8 protein-coding genes are annotated in these 17,801 nt (G+C 39.2%); all 8 read right to left on the bottom strand.

The genetic code is table 11. The features are described 5' to 3' along the window. Entirely contained in the window at positions 1 to 1,752 is a 1,752-nt protein-coding gene (locus E4T88_RS05750) for a discoidin domain-containing protein (protein ID WP_135104526.1), read from the bottom strand. Positions 1,753 to 1,768: 16 nt separating this feature from the next. Continuing rightward, positions 1,769 to 3,115 carry a glucoamylase family protein gene (locus E4T88_RS05745; protein ID WP_438503325.1) on the bottom strand — a complete coding sequence of 449 codons (1,347 nt, stop codon included), beginning with the start codon at positions 3,113 to 3,115 and terminating at the stop codon, positions 1,769 to 1,771. A gap of 8 nt (positions 3,116 to 3,123) precedes the next feature. Beyond that, on the bottom strand, positions 3,124 to 5,406 hold the full coding sequence (gene bglX, locus E4T88_RS05740) for a beta-glucosidase BglX (RefSeq protein WP_135104524.1): 2,283 nt from the start codon (positions 5,404 to 5,406) through the stop codon (positions 3,124 to 3,126). 4 nt (positions 5,407 to 5,410) lie between these two features. Next, on the bottom strand, positions 5,411 to 7,648 hold the full coding sequence (gene bglX / locus E4T88_RS05735) for a beta-glucosidase BglX (RefSeq protein ID WP_135104523.1): 2,238 nt from the start codon (positions 7,646 to 7,648) through the stop codon (positions 5,411 to 5,413). 7 nt (positions 7,649 to 7,655) lie between these two features. After that, positions 7,656 to 9,824, bottom strand: coding sequence for a glucoamylase family protein (locus E4T88_RS05730; protein ID WP_135104522.1), 2,169 nt, complete (start codon positions 9,822 to 9,824; stop codon positions 7,656 to 7,658). A gap of 113 nt (positions 9,825 to 9,937) precedes the next feature. Next, positions 9,938 to 11,398, bottom strand: a complete 1,461-nt coding sequence (locus tag E4T88_RS05725) for a RagB/SusD family nutrient uptake outer membrane protein (protein ID WP_135104521.1) — start codon at positions 11,396 to 11,398, stop codon at positions 9,938 to 9,940. Between the two features lie 24 nt (positions 11,399 to 11,422). Then, positions 11,423 to 14,485 carry a SusC/RagA family TonB-linked outer membrane protein gene (locus tag E4T88_RS05720; protein ID WP_135104520.1) on the bottom strand — a complete coding sequence of 1,021 codons (3,063 nt, stop codon included), beginning with the start codon at positions 14,483 to 14,485 and terminating at the stop codon, positions 11,423 to 11,425. Positions 14,486 to 14,748: 263 nt separating this feature from the next. Next, positions 14,749 to 17,580, bottom strand: a complete 2,832-nt coding sequence (locus E4T88_RS05715; RefSeq protein ID WP_135104519.1) for a triple tyrosine motif-containing protein — start codon at positions 17,578 to 17,580, stop codon at positions 14,749 to 14,751. Positions 17,581 to 17,801 lie beyond the last annotated feature (221 nt).

Raw genomic sequence — 17,801 nt, 5'->3', positions numbered from 1 at the left:
TTATAAAGCCTGAGCCCTAGTCCACTCAGATGTGCCGTTCTCATTAATAGCCTCTATCGCAAAATAGTAAGGCTTTGTTTTATCCATACCCGGATAATAGTATTCATTTACATTATATACCATTACACAGTTATAGAGTTTATCTGGCTCTTGCCCGATGTATATATTATAAGCATAAGCTCCGTCTACAGGTTTCCACTTCAGCCACCCGTTACGTTTGTCTGTCATATCTGACCGTAAAACAATGAAGTCTCCCACTGCTTTGGGCTTATCACCTTTTCCTAGTCCAAAAGCTCTGAATCCTGATATTGCAAATTTACCGGTCGGCATATGTATATTCTCAAGCTTCAGATAACGAGCCTCAACAGGTTTTGCCAACTCCACATAATCGTGAGGCACATCTTTCTGATTTTTACTTTTATCAATCAGCACGCTCCACTTCTTCCCGTCCAAAGAATAATAAATCATATACTGATGATATGTTCCTGTTTGCTTGCCCATAAGCTCTACATCCTGATCGGCATAGTTAATCTGTATGGCGTGTACAGTAGAAATTTGCCCCAGATCGGAAATCAGCCATTCTCCTTTGTTCGCTGTCTGAGCACTCCAATATGTTTTCACATTTTCGTCCACTATGTTATTTGCATAAAAAGCCCCAAGGGTAGATGATACTTGCACCGGCTTATTATAGTTCAACAGCATCCAACCGGTAAATCGGCTCTGCAAATGATCTGCTTCACCATTTGGTAAATAGTGAGGATAGTCTCCAAATGCAGTATTACAATACATGACATCATCGTTATCGAATCCGGCAGGCCAGATACCGATGCGACGCTCAAAATTATTTTTTACATTGATCACCATTGTCGAGGTATGCCAGTAGTTTTTCCAATTGTCCTGAAATGTAGCTCCATGTCCCGCACCTCTTATAAAACCTCCGGCCTTCATACTTAGCGGGAGAGATACATGCTCAAAGTATCCTAGAGGACCGTCACTGACTGCTACACCGTCTCCATAGTGACTAAATTCAGTACCCGGACCACCCCATTGCAGGTAATATTTTCCATTATGCTTTGTCATCCATGCACCTTCCATAAACGGCTTTAGGAAAGTATTATCCATATGTTCTCCAAACCGATGCCAACCGATGCGCTCATCATCAAGCAGCAAGAGTTCCTTGCGTGTTCCTATGGGTTGAAAATTACTGCGATTGAGTTCTATGCCATACAATGGATATACATTGCTACTCCCGTTATACATATAAAGACGCTCGTCATCGTCAATAAAGAAAGCTGGATCCCAGCCCCCGATATCGAATCGTTCTACGGCTTTACTCCACTCATTGCCCTTGGGATTGGTACTCACCCAAATAGGAAAAAGGCGAGAATAAGTAGAACCGAACACACAGAGCGAGTCGCCTTGTACCCATGCTGCTGGGGCACAAAGATCATCCCACTTATTTGGCGTATTGTCAATAGCCTCTTGTGTAAGAAAATGACGTGATACAAAATGCCAGTCAGACATATCGCTACTCCACCAATACCCTGTTTGATTGGTAGAAAACAGATAGTAATCTCCTTTATAATTCACAATTGCAGGATCTGCCGTGGCACGATGCTTTCCCCATGTCAGAAAGTTGGGAATAGGGCCATATCCATAATCAATATTGATAGGATTACAATACGTTTTTTGCTGTGCCGACAGCCAGAAAGTCGCTGTAATAAATAACAATAATATACTTAATCTTTTCATATCTTAAAATAACACATTACTTCAAATGAGGGGATTCATATCCCAATTTCTTCAGTCCGTTTTGAACATCCGGATGACTCATAAACAGATTCCACAATAATTCTGTTCGGTAATTTTCCAGCATCACCACAGTTGTACCCTGATCTATTGCCAAATACTTCTGAGGATACCAGTTGTCAGTTTCACTAAAAGCATCATAAAAACCATAAGGCCCCATCAATTTATCTCTCATACTATACAGTTTCCTCATCACCTTCATCGACTCTTCGGGAGTATAAACAATAGAAGATAGTGCGGCAGTAGGCGTTATCACGCCAAGATCTCCTCTTTCGGTTGGCTCATGAGCCGCATATCCTTTTACCGAATAGCTGGCAGTCAGCCCCCAACAGTCATCACCATAACCTTTATATCCTTTCGGGTTTCGGATGCAATACGCCCTGTTTATCAGCGTATAATTTTTCATTTCTTCAAAATAATCTGCATACTTATCCTTTAGTCCTCTTGGGTCTAAGCCTAAGAAAGAATAATGTGCCCAGAACAAAGGCCCTACCTCTGTACCCTGATAACGCATATTCAACTTGTAACCTTCTACCTCATGCGGGCCGATAATCTTTCCATTCTCCCCCCATCCTTGCTCATACACACTTGCAGGAACACCATGAGTAGGAGATGAAGCGGCAAGAATAAATGTTATAAGACATTCATTATAACCATGTATAGAAAAATTCATTTCCCAAGAATGCTCAGGACTCCAGTGCCAGTACAATTGGTTTGTACCATTGCGATGCCAATTCCAGTCTACAGCCTTCCAAAGTTTATCGATACGTGCCGCAAGAGCTTTTTCTTCATGTGTTCCGTTTATATAATATTGGTGCACAGCAAGAAGACCTTGAAAAAGGAATGACGTTTCCACCAAATCTCCACCATTGTCTTTATCACTGAACCCTACTACTTTACCTGTTTCTCCATTCCACCAGTGAGGAAATACACCATGAAAAGAATCTGCTTTTTCGAGAAAACCAATTATCTTATTAAATCTTTCTAAGCCTTGTGCTCTGGTGATATATCCTCGCTCTATGCCGGAGATAATAGCCATTATCCCAAAACCACTACCACCTGATGTCACGGTATTTTTGTCATATTTGCCATAGTCTCCATCTACATGGAAACGTTCACGAGCCATACCGCTCATAGGCTCTGCCCCATCCCAGAAATATTGGAATGTCTTCCGCTGGACTGTATCTATTAATGCTTCATCAGATATTGCAGAAGCTTCCACTGCTACATTTTTATCTTTATTATTAGCACAGTTTAATAGACAGAGAGCAAGTCCGGAGACAAAAATAGCCTGTATTATTTTCATAAGATTCATTATTTCAACGTAAATCTGGCATTTTTCACATCACGGCTATTGCCCCCGATCATCACATCAAAGTCTCCGGGTTCGAAAACAAAGTTAAGATCATAGTCATAGAACTTCAACATTTCGGGTGTTATCTTAAAATCGACTGTCTTAGATTCTCCCGCTTTGATGAAAACTTTCTCAAAACCTTTCAGTTCTTTTACCGGACGGGTTACACTTCCCACAACATCGCGAATATATAGTTGCACTATTTCCGCTCCGTCTACTTTACTCTTATTCGTTACTGTCACACTCGCCATTAATTCTCCATTTGCATCTATCTGTGTCGAACTAAGTTTCACATCACTATAGTCGAATTTACTGTAGCTAAGTCCAAACCCGAACGGATACAAAGGATCGTTTGATACGTCAAGATAATTGCTGCGGAATTTTTCGAACCATTTACCGTCGGCTAATGGACGACCTGTATTTTTATGATTGTAATATAATGGAATTTGTCCTACATTCTGAGGGAATGTGGTAGTAAGCTTTCCACTCGGATTTACATCTCCAAACAGAACATCTCCAATTGCATAAGCGGCTTCGGTTCCGCCAAACCACACGTTGAGTATTGCAGGAACATTTTCATTTTCCCATGTAAGAGTCAACGGACGGCCTGTAAACAATACTAAAACGACAGGTTTACCTGTTTTCAATAACTCCTTTAACAAGCGTTGTTGAATATCAGGAATGCCAATTTCGGAACGGCTGCTCGACTCGCCGCTATACTCTGACGATTCGCCCAATGCAGCTATAATTACATCTGCATTCTTTGCTATTTGTAATGCTTCATTTCTTAATTCTTCTTCTGTACGTCCATCACGCTGCAAGTCCCTTCCAAAAAGAGTTGCTCTTTGTTCCAACACCGGGTCGGTAGTTAAATTACTACCTTTTGCATAAACTACATTCGCTTTGTTGCCAACAACCGCTTTTAGTCCGTCAACGACTGTTGTAGCTTTATTGAAATCTGCTGCTACACTCCATGTTCCGGGCATATTTTCACGGGTATTTCCTAATGGTCCAACAACGGCAATCGTACCTTTTTTACTCAAAGGCAATACATTGTCATTTTTGAGCAAAACAAAGCTTTCTGCTGCTATCTTACGGGCAAGAGCACGATGTTCGGGTGTATATACTTCTTTCTTTACCCTGTTCACATCGCAATATTTATAAGGGTCGGTAAATAATCCTAACTTATATTTTGCTTCAAGGACAAGACGACATGCCCTATTTACATTTGCTTCGGTTATCTTCCCTTCATCTAACGACTTCTTCAAAGTTGTAAGAAAACCTTCACCAACCATATCCATATCGATACCAGCACGAAGTGCACGAGCCGATACGGTTTGCAAATCGCCGATACCATGATCTACCATTTCGTTGATCCCTGTAAAGTCTGTTACCACAAACCCATTGAATCCCCATTGTTTGCGCAACACATCTGTCATCAGCCACTTGTTGCCTGTAGCCGGAACTCCGTCTACTTCGTTGAATGATGCCATTACGCTACCTACACCTGCTTCTACTGCTGCCTGATATGGGTAGAAATATTCATTATACATGCGCTGGCGACTCATGTCTACCGTATTATAATCTCGTCCGGCTTCTCCTGCCCCATACAGTGCATAATGTTTTACACAGGACATAATCTGATTGTTAGACGTAAACGTTTTGTCTCCTACTCCCTGATACCCTCTTACCATAGCTTTGGCTATTTGCCCGCCTAAGTAAGGGTCTTCGCCATTGCCTTCAGATACACGTCCCCAGCGAGGATCTCTCGATATATCCACCATCGGGCTGAATGTCCAGCAAATACCATCGGCACTGGCCTCGATCGCTGCTATGCGTGCTGATTTTTCAACAGCATCCATATCCCAAGAACAAGACAACCCCAATGGAATTGGAAATACCGTTTCGTATCCGTGAATAACATCCATCCCAAAAATAAGAGGAATCCCTAAACGGCTTTCTTCGACGGCAACCCGTTGCACATCTTTTATTTTTTCAACACCTTTTATATTGAAAAGGCCTCCAACAAGCCCTTTTTTAATCTTGCCTGCAATATCGCTATTCTTTGCCTGTCCTGTTACAATATCTCCCGAACCGGGCAAGTTGAGCTGACCTATTTTCTCTTCAATAGTCATTTTGCTCATCAGATCATCTATAAAGCGATCCATCTTTGTGTTTTGGTTCTGCTGTGCATTAGCGATCAGGGTACACCCAAGCAAAACAGTTGTAATAAGTTTCTTCATATTGCTATTTTAATGTAAATTCTGTTTTTAATTTCGTATCCGAACTTCCGCCCACAAAAAGATGGAAGTCTCCCGGCTCGTAGACATACTCAAGCTGTGAGTTATAGAATCTCAAATCATTCACAGATAAGGTAAAGTCTATTACTTTCGACTCGCCGGCTTTCAAGAATACTTTTTTGAATACTTTCAATTCTTTCACAGGGCGCGTAACGCTTCCTACCAGATCACGCGTGTAAAGCTGTACAACTTCCTCTCCGTCATATTCGCCCGAGTTGGTAAGTTTTACACTTACTTTAAGCGGACTGTCTTTTGTTATCTCTTTTGACGATAACGTTAAGTCTGAATAGGTAAATGTTGTATAGCTCAGTCCATATCCAAATGGATAAAGAGGTTCGTTAGAAACGTCCCAATAACGAGATCCATATGCAAACTGAGGAACATTGGGATCATAAGGACGACCCGTATTCTTGTGATTATAGAATAAAGGTATTTGTCCTACATTTTGAGGGAATGTCATTGTTAGTTTTCCTGACGGATTATATTTCCCTGTGAGCACATCAGCAATAGCTGCGCCACCCATTGTACCGGGAAACCAAGCCTCCAAGATTGCATCCAAGTTATCCTTTTCCCAATTTATAGTCAACGGCCGTCCATTCATCAATACAAGAACGACAGGCTTTCCGGTCTTTTTTATCGCTTTGAGCAAATCCACTTGAACACCGGGAAGTGATAAGTTTGTGCGGGAATTATTTTCTCCAGACATATTATGAAACTCACCCATCACCATCACCACAACATCAGAAGCGGAAGCTACTCTAACAGCTTCGGCAAACCCTTTCGTATCATCACTCTGGATATCGCAGCCTTTGGCATAAGACATTTTGTCTTTACCGATGGCTTCAACCAAACCATCATACACACTTACGGGAATCGTATCACGATTTCCCATTGCAGACCAACAACCCAATATTTCATATTTATCTTTCGCCAAAGGACCAATCAGTGCTATTCTCTTATTTTCTTTCAATGGTAAAATCTGCTTGTCATTCTTTAAAAGAACCATCGATTTACGTGCCATGTCCCGGGCAGCCTCTTTATTTGCAGGCGTGAGAATATCGGTTTTCTCTCTGTTGGCGTCACAATATCTATACGGATCTTCAAACAGTCCTAACTTATATTTTATTTTCAGAATTGCCCGAGCCGCCTCGGTTACATCCTTCTCCGAAACTTTTCCTTCATCTATAAGAGTTTTCAGATGATTCATATACACACCTCCCTGCATGTCCATATCTACACCGGTATTCATCGCTATTTCAGCAGAATGCTTCTCATCTTTAGCATATCCGTGCGGTATCATTTCATTGATAGAGGTATAGTCTGTAACTACAAATCCATTGAAATTCCATTTATCACGAAGAATGTCCTTCAGCAAGTATTTATTCCCTGTGGCTGGTATTCCGTTCAAATCATTGAATGAGGTCATTATCGTACCACATCCGGCATCGAGTGCAGCCTTGAATGGAGGAAGATATGTATTCCACAGTTCATTGAGAGACATATCCACCGTATTGTAATCTCTCCCTGCCATAGTCGCCCCATAAGCAGCATAATGCTTCACACAGGCAACTACAGTATTTACAGCCGATAGATTATCCCCTTGAAACCCTTTTACACGTGCTGCTGCAATTAACGAGCCTAAATAAACATCCTCACCCGCACCTTCGGCTACACGTCCCCAACGAGGATCACGAGAGATATCGACCATCGGAGCGTATATCCAGTTTATACCTTCGGCTGTAGCCTCGGAAGCGGCAATTCTAGCAGAACGTTCCATAGCTTCGAGATCCCAACTGCATGATTCGGCAAAAGGAATAGGAAAGATAGTTCGCTGTCCATGGATCACATCGTAACCAAAGATGAGAGGAATACCTAAACGGGTTTCTTCGACAGCTATTTTTTGCAGACTACGTGTATAGTCCGCACCAACAGCATTAAAGATACCTCCAACCATTCCTTTCTTGAGGTATTCTTTGTAGTTTGGGTCAACTGTGGGGCCTGTTATAACATCATAACCGCTGGTATATAAAACCGTTTGCCCGATTTTTTCTTCCAAAGTCATTCGGCTAAGCAAGTCATCAACAAATTTATCCACCTCAGCATCCCTCTGATCTTTGTCTTTACCACAGCCCGTAAATATAAGCAGACAGAGCAAAGCAAAAGATGTAATCCAATTCAATCTCATCTTCAATTTATTTAATAAACACTTCTTTTACCATTCGCTGAACATCGGGATCTTTCATAAACAAATTCCAAATAAGTCCTGTACGGTAATTCTCTATCATCACCGTTACCGGAGCTTGGTTAAGCCCCATATAAATGTTAGCACACCAATTCTCGTTCAGATTGAACGCATCACGGAAACCATATTCACCCCACAAGAAAGAACCATAATTACGATAATAATTCTTCAATGCCGCCATCGATTGCTCTGGCAGATAAGGGAATGAGGCCAAAGCCCCTGTCGGTGCCATCGTTCCCGCATCCTGATGATCTACCGGCTCGGCAGCACAATACCCCCAAGGCCCATCACTCGCCGTAAGACCCCAATTATCTGCTCCATATCCGATATTCTTTTTAGGATTCTCTACACAGTAACGGTAGTTTATAAGAGCTATATTCCGAAAGTTCTCGAAGTAATTTTCAGAAACATATTTATCTTTTATCTTGTGCGGATCAAGCCCCAAGTATGAATAGTGTATGAAAAACAATGGCCCACCATTAGACACCCCCACATCGAGCTTTACTCCGAAATATGTATTTCCGTTCGAGTACATTGCCCCATCACGTGTTTGTCCCCAGTCGGCACGATAATCCTGCGCCAGCTTTTCCTGACTAGCCCATCCCGAATAATACATGTCTTTGCCTACACCGTGGGTTGGTGAGGCTATTGCCAGCAAATAAGTTATCATTGTCTCGTTCCAGCCGATAAGATTGTGGTTTATCACCCATTCCTGATCCGGAGACCAGTGCCAATACAAATATTTACTGTCTTTTGTCTTTTTGAACCAATCCCATTCTATATTTTTCCATAGTTTGGTGATTGTATTTCGGATGTATTTCTCATCATCACTGTTCTTGTCAAAGTATTGACGGGCTGTTAATAGCCCTTGAAACAAAAAGGATGTTTCTACCATATCGGCTCCATTGTCACGCATTCCGAAAAATGGTTCCACTTTACCTGTTGTTCCATCTATAAAATGAGCATAGCCTCCATGAAAAGTTTCGGCTTTGTCGAGAAATGCGACTATTTTTTTGAACCGTTGTATGGCTTCTTCGCGAGTGATATATCCTCTCTCTACACCGGTTACAATTGCCATCATCCCAAAACCAGAAGCTCCTGTTGCAATCATATTTCTACGTCCCGGAATATTTTCGAGGGCTAGCCCTGAATTTGGTTCTGCGCCATCCCAATAATATCTGAACGAGGCTTCCTGCACCATATCCAAGAGTTGCTCGTCAGTCATATATCGGGTTGTTGATTCTACGATATTAGATGGTTGTGATTCGGAATAGTCATAATTTACACAAGCAATGCGGTAGCTGAATGTCTTATTCGGTTCGTTTGTGAAATCTGCATAACGACCTGTATAAGGATATTGTATGCCTACCTGCTTGAACTCTCTCCCATCTTCGGAGCGATATATTTTGATATATTTTATATTTTCCAACCCTGATTTATCCCACCACAAGTCTACATGACGCTCATAGGCCTTTGCTTTTATCGCCGGGACTATCACGTTTGAAACAGGTTTTTGGATAGGACTTAATTCTACCTGATCTATATATAAAGTATGCTCTTTTCCGTCTTGTGAATTTTGTTTGAAAAGAACTTCTTTTATTTCTTTTGTATTTGTGTAGCTTAAATTTTTAAATTCAGATAGAGGGATGGATACTGATACCCATTCCTCTTGTTTGAATTGAGATATATAGTCGTTAAAGTTGATAAAGGACGATGTAGTTGTTTCTTTCTTGTTAATAGCACCTATGGCAATAAGAGGTAATTCTTCTGCTTCTGTTCCCGATTTGACAAATAATTTAAAGTCCAGAGATTTACCCTCTTTCACAAAGTCTTTTCCCCGCCAATCATGATAAAGAATCGACGCCGACCAGCTTCCATTAGGTGCAGACACATAGTTTAATAACAGTGAGTTTTTTGCTGTAAAGTATTCCTTTTCGGATACCGGTAGTTTATTTTCTATATTCTGAATATAGCTAGGAGATGTATAATCGGCTCTACTGTAATAGTAACGCCCTGCCATCAAACCATTGTCAAAAAAAATGTGATCGTATTCCGGTTCTTGCGCGGGAGCAGATAAACATCTTATAACTAACAGACAGAAAATAATTCTTAATTTCATGATATGGCATTTACGTTGATAATAAAAACTTACACATTACAATATATTCAGTACAAGAAGAGACGAATACCCAGCACCTTTTCAAGTACTGAGTATCCTCTCCTGATAGTTTCTTATTTAAGATTTGGATTCAAATCTTTTTGAGCTTGAGGTATCGGATAAAATTCGGACTTACCTTCGGTAAATCCCGGAAGTGTTCCGGCAGCCTTACCTGTACGAACAAGATCAAAGAATCGTTCGCCCCATTCGCACGCTAATTCAACTCGTCTTTCTTCCAAAATCTGATCCAATGTAACATTTGTCAATGTTGGCATTTTTGCTCTGGTTCTCACCAAGTTGAAAGGAGCATCCCCATTCTCATTTTTACGAACTTTTGCTTCGGCATTCAATAGAAGGATGTCTGCATATCTCATCACACGGATGTTATTACCAAATCCATACCCTGTTCTTCCTTCCGGAAGCTGAGTGCTAGGCAGATACACTTTTCCATTAAATACTCGATCGTTTCCGTCTGCTGCTGTACTTGGTTTTAGCACATCCCCTTCCTTGGTTGTAGATCCGGCATACAAGAAAGTAGTTTCTTTACGTACGGTCTCCCCCCTGTCTTGGAATAGTTTCTCTAAAGAAGCACTTGGAACCATGAAGCCCCAGCCTCCTTCAATATTTGTTCCTACAAATCCATTTCTTGGGCCTTGGAATGCAAACCACGCATCAGACTCTATTGCTGTGCTACCAACCAAACCGTATTGTAGTTCGAATAAATTTTCGTTTGATAAGCATCCCGGCTTTTTGAAATAATCATAAAAATCGGGATAAAGCTCAAACTTGTTACTGTTGATAATCTCATTTGTTGCAGATAGTACAGCATCCCAATTGTTGATATCAGAGTTTGCTTTTGCCCTCAGTGCCAGAGCTGTATATTTAGTAACCTGACCTTTCAGAGGCATTTCGTTAGGACGTAAAGCCGGAAGATTGGCTTCACAGAAATCCATCTCATCATTAATAAACTTGTAGATATCAGCCCGAGGGGTAACATTAAGTGTACCTAATACTTCTTTGTTATCGGTAACAAGCAATGCATCGCCCCAGAATCTGGTTATCTGAAAATAAGCAAAAGCTCTGATAAAACGTACCTCTGCCTGATATTGAGTATTCAGTTTTTTATCAGCCTCGGTTGTTGTATACTCGTTATATCTATTCAGGTCTACCAAAGCAGAGTTACAACTCAATACCAAATTGTATAATCCTGTCCATGATGAGTTTAATGCCCAATATCCACCAAGCTGATTGTATTCGAATGACTTTGCATAGTTTAACTCTCCCTGATCGGAAGGTGAAGAACCTTTATTTATATCATCACCTCTTACGCTCAGTAGGCCAAGTCTTCCCCAGAAACTAAGTCCACTTCCTCCACGCATACGTGCATAGATACCGATTAGCGGCTGGTTCATATTTTCGGTCAGAGTATAATCAAGCCCCTCGACATCTAATACATTTTCGGGTTCCTTATTTAGCCAGTCGCTACAACTGCTTAATAACAATAATGCTGATATAATGTATATATAAAATTTCATAACTATAATTTCTTATTTCTTTAATTAATATACCAATCTGAAACCAATACTGTAAGTTGAGGTTAAAGGATAAACATCGTTATCTATTCCATCAGCCACGTCTGTAGTAAATCCATTATAGGAGAAGAAATTGAATGGTCTTTCTGCCGTAAAACTTACTCTTAAGCTAGATTTGTTTCCACTCTGAGGAAAAATATTCTGGAAAGTATATCCCAACTGTATATTCTGAATCGTAAATGTATTGGCACTTTCAACAAAGAATGAGTTGAAGCGGCTATATGTCCATGTATGCCCCAAAGCTGCGCCTGATACATATTTGTTTGTAGAGCCTTCACCTGTCCAACGGTTTTTAACGATATCTTCGTCGAAATTTATATCTGTTTGTTTTTGTCTCAAGAACCGTTTTTGATTCAAAATCTTATGACCAAATTGCCCTTGGAATGCTGTACTAAAATCAAAAGCTTTGTAAGTGAACCCGATATTACCACCCAAGAAAAACTTAGGCAGTGGTGAACCGAGCAAAGTTCTGTCTTGGTCTGTCAGTTTTCCGTCGCCATCTATATCTTTAAACTTAATGTCTCCCGGAACCGGTTTGCTGGCAATATCTGTTAAAGTTTTATCATTATCAATTTCTGCCTGATTCTGATAAATACCTTCCATTACATATCCATAGTAAGAGTCTACTGTCTGACCAATCTGTCTGATACGGCCATAGTCTCCGGATGTAATTATGCGTTCCAAACCATCAAGGTGAGTGACTTTATTTTTTAAAGTCGACATATTTACACCAACATTGTAAGTAAAATCACGTCCGATCTTGTCTTCCCAGTTTAGAGAAACTTCTAAACCCGAGTTTTGGATCTCACCGTTATTCATTAATAATGATCCGGCTCCTAACTGAAGTGTCTTCAAGAACACAGCATCTTTTGTAGTACGTTTGTAATAATCAAGTTCTCCGGATAAACGGTTATTCAGAACAGTAAAGTCCAAACCGAAATCCAATTCTTCTACTTTCTCCCATTTCAGAGAAGAGAAGAACGAAAGGCTGGATGTACCCGGCATAATCTGTCCGTTGAAATATCCGGTTTCTTGAGTAATGGAAGCAAATCCATCATTTCGTTGTATCTTATCGTTACCTAGCATACCCCAACTTCCTCTTAATTTCAGGAAGTCAAATACTTTCTGATTCTTCATAAAGTTTTCTTCCGAAAGCACCCATCCAAGACCTACAGAAGGGAAATATCCCCACTTTTGTTGATACTTGGAGCTACCATCGGCACGGAATGTAGCAGATAATAAATATTTGCCTGCATAGTCATACATCAAACGTCCGAAAAACGAAGCGCCTCTATTTTCTTCTGCATTGTCGTACCAAGTATCCGCATCTGCTCCTTGTTCGATAATAGAACCGTTGTGTAAGTACCAGTACTCGTCTCTTCCATCAGGGATACCTTCGCCTTGCAAGCGCATTCTTTCCCATCTCTCTTTTCTTATAGAATTACCTGCCATCAGAGTCACATTGTGTTTCTCATCAAAAGTGTCTCTATATGTCAGGATATTATCTATCAACCAATTGTTTGTATATTTCTGAGATTTAGTCAACTGCGTTTTCTTATTTTGTTGACTGGCCGAAACAGTATATATCGGTAAGAATAAACGATTGCGTTGGAAAGACAAATCCTGATTGTAAGAAGTTCTGAATGTCAACTTATTTTCTAAGAAAGACAACTCCATGTAAAGTGCCGGAAGAACTTCTGTCACCCCCACTTTGTTGTTGTAATAATCAGCAATAGCCACCGGATTCCAAAAGTAGTTTGTTAGCCCTACATCTTGTGCCGATCCATATTTGGTAGGCGATGCAATGCTATTATTCGCATCATAAGCCGGATATATAGAAGGTGATGTATACGCATTGCCAAAAGCACTGTTATTTGCAAGCTTTTGATCACTGTTTACAACAATAAAGCTACCTCCTACTTTCAACCAGTTGGTGATACCTATATCTACTTTAGAACGCATATTTAATCTCTCATAACCATTGTCGCTATCCAAGATACCTTTCTGGTTCAAATAACTAATACCGATTGAATACGTTGTTTTTTCTCCACCTCCGTTAACATTTATAGCATGGCTATGCATAGGTGCTACTCTCAATATTTCGTCATACCAATCGGTATTTACAGAGGGAATACCATTAGCACCACCAAACTTAGCGATAGACTGATCGATAGTATTTGTATTACCGATTTCTTTCATCACTGTCGCATATTGCTGAGAGTTAGCCATCTTTACCAGGTTAGAAGCTTTTTGCAAACCAAAGTAACCATCATAAGTAACCTGAGGTTTTCTGTCTGTCAAGCCTTTTTTAGTTGTAACAATGATAACTCCATTCGCTGCACGTACTCCATAAATAGCAGCAGAAGAAGCGTCTTTGAGTACGCTCATGTTTTCGATATCACTGTTATTCAAGAAGTCGATATTATCGAAGAACATACCATCTACAACATACAAGGGTCCGGTTTTAGAATCATCATAGTTTCCGACACCACGGATACGTACTTTAGGCGAACTTCCCGGCTGACCGGTGTTGATTACCTGTAGTCCGGGTACTTTACCCTGCATTGCTTGCATCGGCGATGCTGTAAGATGCCTGTTGACATCATCCCCTTTGATAGTAGCAATAGGAGATGTCAAGTCTTTTGCTTTTGCACTACCATAACCGATCACGACTGTTTCGGCAAGCATCCGGCTGTCGTTTTTCATAACTACATCGATACTTGCTTGTGAGCCAACAGTTACTTCTTGTGTTTGCATTCCCACATACGTAAATACTAAAACATTGCCTGTAGCAGCTGCAATAGTATATCTACCATCGATATCGGTAATAGTACCATTGTTTGTTCCCTTTATTTGTACAGTAACGCCAATCAGCGGTTCATTGGCTTCGTCCTTTATAATTCCTGAAATAGTTTTCGTTTGAGCATAAATATTTCCTGTGGTTAATAGGAAACAAAACAGGAATAATAAATACCGCAAAATCAGTGAATTCAGATTCCCTGAAATAAAGTCTTTTTTGGATTTTTTCATAGTTCAAATTACTTTAATTAACTGTTAACCAATTAATCTAAATAATAAGGCAGGAGTAATGTTTACAATAGCCAACCGGCTATAGAGTGAGGTGACTCTTTCCATGATATTTAGATTTATGCCAAAATTAAAGCACACAGACAAGATCATGTAAAAGGAGGGTTCACATCAAATACGCACGCACTCTATTTAACGTACATTAACAATGCACACTTTCCACTCTAACACACATAAACAAATGTATTACAGAATATTATTTTAAATTAATCGAGATTTAAAATAAAATCATTTAGATTCTGTGTAGACCTGAGGTTAAGTTTCTTTCTCAGTCTATAACGATTGTTTTCGACCGATCTCGTCGATAAATTCATAAGAGAGGCAATGTCTTTTGTCTCGAGATTTAGCTTCAAACATGCGCAAAGTTTAAGGTCGTTGGGGGTGAGTTCGGGATATAGAATCTTCAATTTCTTGAAGAAATTAGTGTGTTTCTGTTCAAATTTTATCAATAAGATTTTCCAATCGTTATCATCCTCCAAATTATTGTTTAAGATAGGCAATACCTTCTGATATAAAAGCTTCAAAGTTTTATTATCACTTGAAAGACAGAACTCATCAATCACTTCTTTTATAGACAGTATAATCTCATTCTTTTGGATAGTAAATGAAGTCTGGTCGAAGATTTCCGCATCTTTTTTCTCTATTTCACTTTGTAATTCCTGATTTATGGTTTGTAGTCTTTCGGCTTCTCTCTGTCTTATTTTTTGCAGGTGTTTATTCTTATATCTCTTTAGGATGATAACCCATACGATATATGCAACAAACATAATAAGTAATATATAGATCAGGTAAGCCCACAAAGATAAATACCAAGGAGACAATACAACAAACTGAGACGTAGTAATCTCGGATGTGTAGCCAATATTGTCTGTAGTACGAAGCATGAACGTATATTTTCCGGCAGATAAACGGTCATAGGTTACTTTATCTATCTTCTGAGGTTTCGACCATTCATTATCTATTCCTACCAGCTTGTACTGGAATAAAAGATTTCGGCTTAATACCTGATCGGATATAAAACTAAAAGTAACCGAATTATATTCGTAAGGAACCTCAGACAATGTTGCCGGATCTCTAAAATCGAACTTCCCTTTCGTTGATTTTATCTCTAAGGTTTCCAGATATGGCCTGTCCTGAACCGACTTATATTTCTTTGCAGGAATTTTGTCATTATAGAGTAGGAAGCCATTATCTAAACAAATGAAGTTTATTGAATCATTCAAGATAGAAATATTCTCGTATCCTTCTACTAACGATAGTTTATGAACCCCGATATTATATCTTTCTTCAATTTTGGCTTCACTCCCATCATAACTGAATTTGAAAAGGCTTTTATCCGTTATAGCCCAGAAAGAATTATCCTTGATATGAATAATCTTCTTTATTTTATTAATAGACTTAAAGCAGTTATTCAGCTTCTCGTTTGGCTTGATCGTATTATCTATTTCGTCATACGTCAGAAAATTATTATCGCCGAACAAGATTATACGCCCTCCCACTTTAAACATCGATAGTTTATGAGGCAAATTTTCTTGCGTATTATCTCCATAATAACTCCAACTCTTTACGCCCATCACATCGTCATTGAATAGGTATCTGTAAGTCCCTTTGTATGGATGCTGAACCCATATATTTCCCAGATGATCGAGTTCACTCTTGAAGACAGGTCCTCGGCTCTCGTCTATATCATAGACCTTATTTGTTCCTTTATGAACTATCTTCAAGTGATTGTAAGTTGATACAGCTAATATTTCAGCTTTATTTACCGTATATTCTTTTATATCATAGATGCCAGACATTATAAAAGGTAAATAAGGATATGACTTATCATCCTCGATAATCATCGCACCACGATTGTGGCAACATATCAGCTTATTGTCTATAACACGCAAACTCCATACTTGTCCTTGCGTTCCGTTTACCAATCTAAGGTTTTCTAGAGAGTTTACTGATTGCAGTTTACCCTCAGGCATATAAAACAGCCCCTGATTAGTTCCTATATAGAGTTTATTTTTCCAATAAAAAGCATCATATACAGCCCCTATATTTCCATTCGGATCAGTATAATAACTCATATTGTCTAGATACTGTATATATGCTATCCCCCTATCTAATCCGGCCCAAAAATTTCCGTTTTTGTCTTCGCGCAACGATAATACCGTATTGTTGTTAAGCTCTGTGGCTGTAGAAAAATGATTTAATATATTGCCGTTTTCGTCAACCTCATATATACCGTTAAGGATAGAACCAAAAAAATATGTTCCTCGTGAAGTGAGTAATCCACAATTAAGTTCATTTAGCTTCAAAGCTGATGAAATGGGAGTATTCCAAGGGGAGCTTTTCACCCCATCATAGATATAAAGACCGTTAGTTGCAGTACAGATCAAATATTGATCTTTTTTGTAAGGTAAAATCGTTCTGACATCTTTCCCTGTGAAAAACGCTCCATCATTTATTTTTGTAAGCTTATCGTCTATCAATCGGAACAATTCGCCTTGCATTTCTTGTACCCAAAATTGTCCACGGACTTTCAGCAAAAAAAGAATATTCTTATTTATCTTTATTTGCTTAACAGTTTTATAATCGTATATGAAAATGGAATTAAAAGATTGAAAGTACACCTTATTATCATTAAACCATATCTTCCAGAAATCATTTTCCTGCATCGATTTCTGATCAACCAAAGATTTTAATGATGTATATTTCAATTGCCCGGAAATATCTCTTTTCCAAAGGCCAAATTCTTCATAACCACCGGTAAATATCGTTTGATGATCGAGTACTGCCACACTCCTTACCACAGACCTGTTGGCCATCTGAAAAAGCTTCCACTCTACGCCATTAAATTGCAGCAACCCGATATCATTTCCAAAATAAGTACACCCTCTTTCATCCTGATCTATAGACCAGTTTTTGTTTGCTGCACCGTATGTGTTTCTATCAAAGTTTACAATATATGGATTATTTGCTTTTGCAAAAGAGGAATATAAACAAAGCAATAGGATACATAATAAATAACTAGCATAACTCTTTTTCATGTGATATCTTGTGTTACATATTTGTCTATATTACTACTTCTACGAACTTGTACAAAAATAACAACATAATTTTAAATAAATAAGATGATATATGACTTAAACTTTTTGGATAGAGAGTATACTGTGGTTAAAAGCCTTTTATTCGGTAGACAGTAGAGATTGTACTCCTTTTAAATAAAAAAAATGCTTGTGTTAAATAAAAACACAAGCATTTCATGAAT

It is taken from the genome of Dysgonomonas mossii (genome assembly GCF_004569505.1).
Lineage (GTDB): Bacteria > Bacteroidota > Bacteroidia > Bacteroidales > Dysgonomonadaceae > Dysgonomonas.
Note: the sequence above shows the minus strand (reverse complement) of the source record. Positions and strands in the feature narration are given on the sequence as shown.

Bases quoted from the DNA above. Each gene is read 5' to 3' on its own strand.
- E4T88_RS05750 (WP_135104526.1), bottom strand. From the start codon at position 1,752: ATGAAAAGATTAAGTATATTATTGTTATTTATTACAGCGACTTTCTGG.
- E4T88_RS05745 (WP_438503325.1), bottom strand. From the start codon at position 3,115: ATGAAAATAATACAGGCTATTTTTGTCTCCGGACTTGCTCTCTGTCTA.
- bglX (WP_135104524.1), bottom strand. From the start codon at position 5,406: ATGAAGAAACTTATTACAACTGTTTTGCTTGGGTGTACCCTGATCGCT.
- bglX (WP_135104523.1), bottom strand. From the start codon at position 7,648: ATGAGATTGAATTGGATTACATCTTTTGCTTTGCTCTGTCTGCTTATA.
- E4T88_RS05730 (WP_135104522.1), bottom strand. From the start codon at position 9,824: ATGAAATTAAGAATTATTTTCTGTCTGTTAGTTATAAGATGTTTATCT.
- E4T88_RS05725 (WP_135104521.1), bottom strand. From the start codon at position 11,398: ATGAAATTTTATATATACATTATATCAGCATTATTGTTATTAAGCAGT.
- E4T88_RS05720 (WP_135104520.1), bottom strand. From the start codon at position 14,485: ATGAAAAAATCCAAAAAAGACTTTATTTCAGGGAATCTGAATTCACTG.
- E4T88_RS05715 (WP_135104519.1), bottom strand. From the start codon at position 17,580: ATGAAAAAGAGTTATGCTAGTTATTTATTATGTATCCTATTGCTTTGT.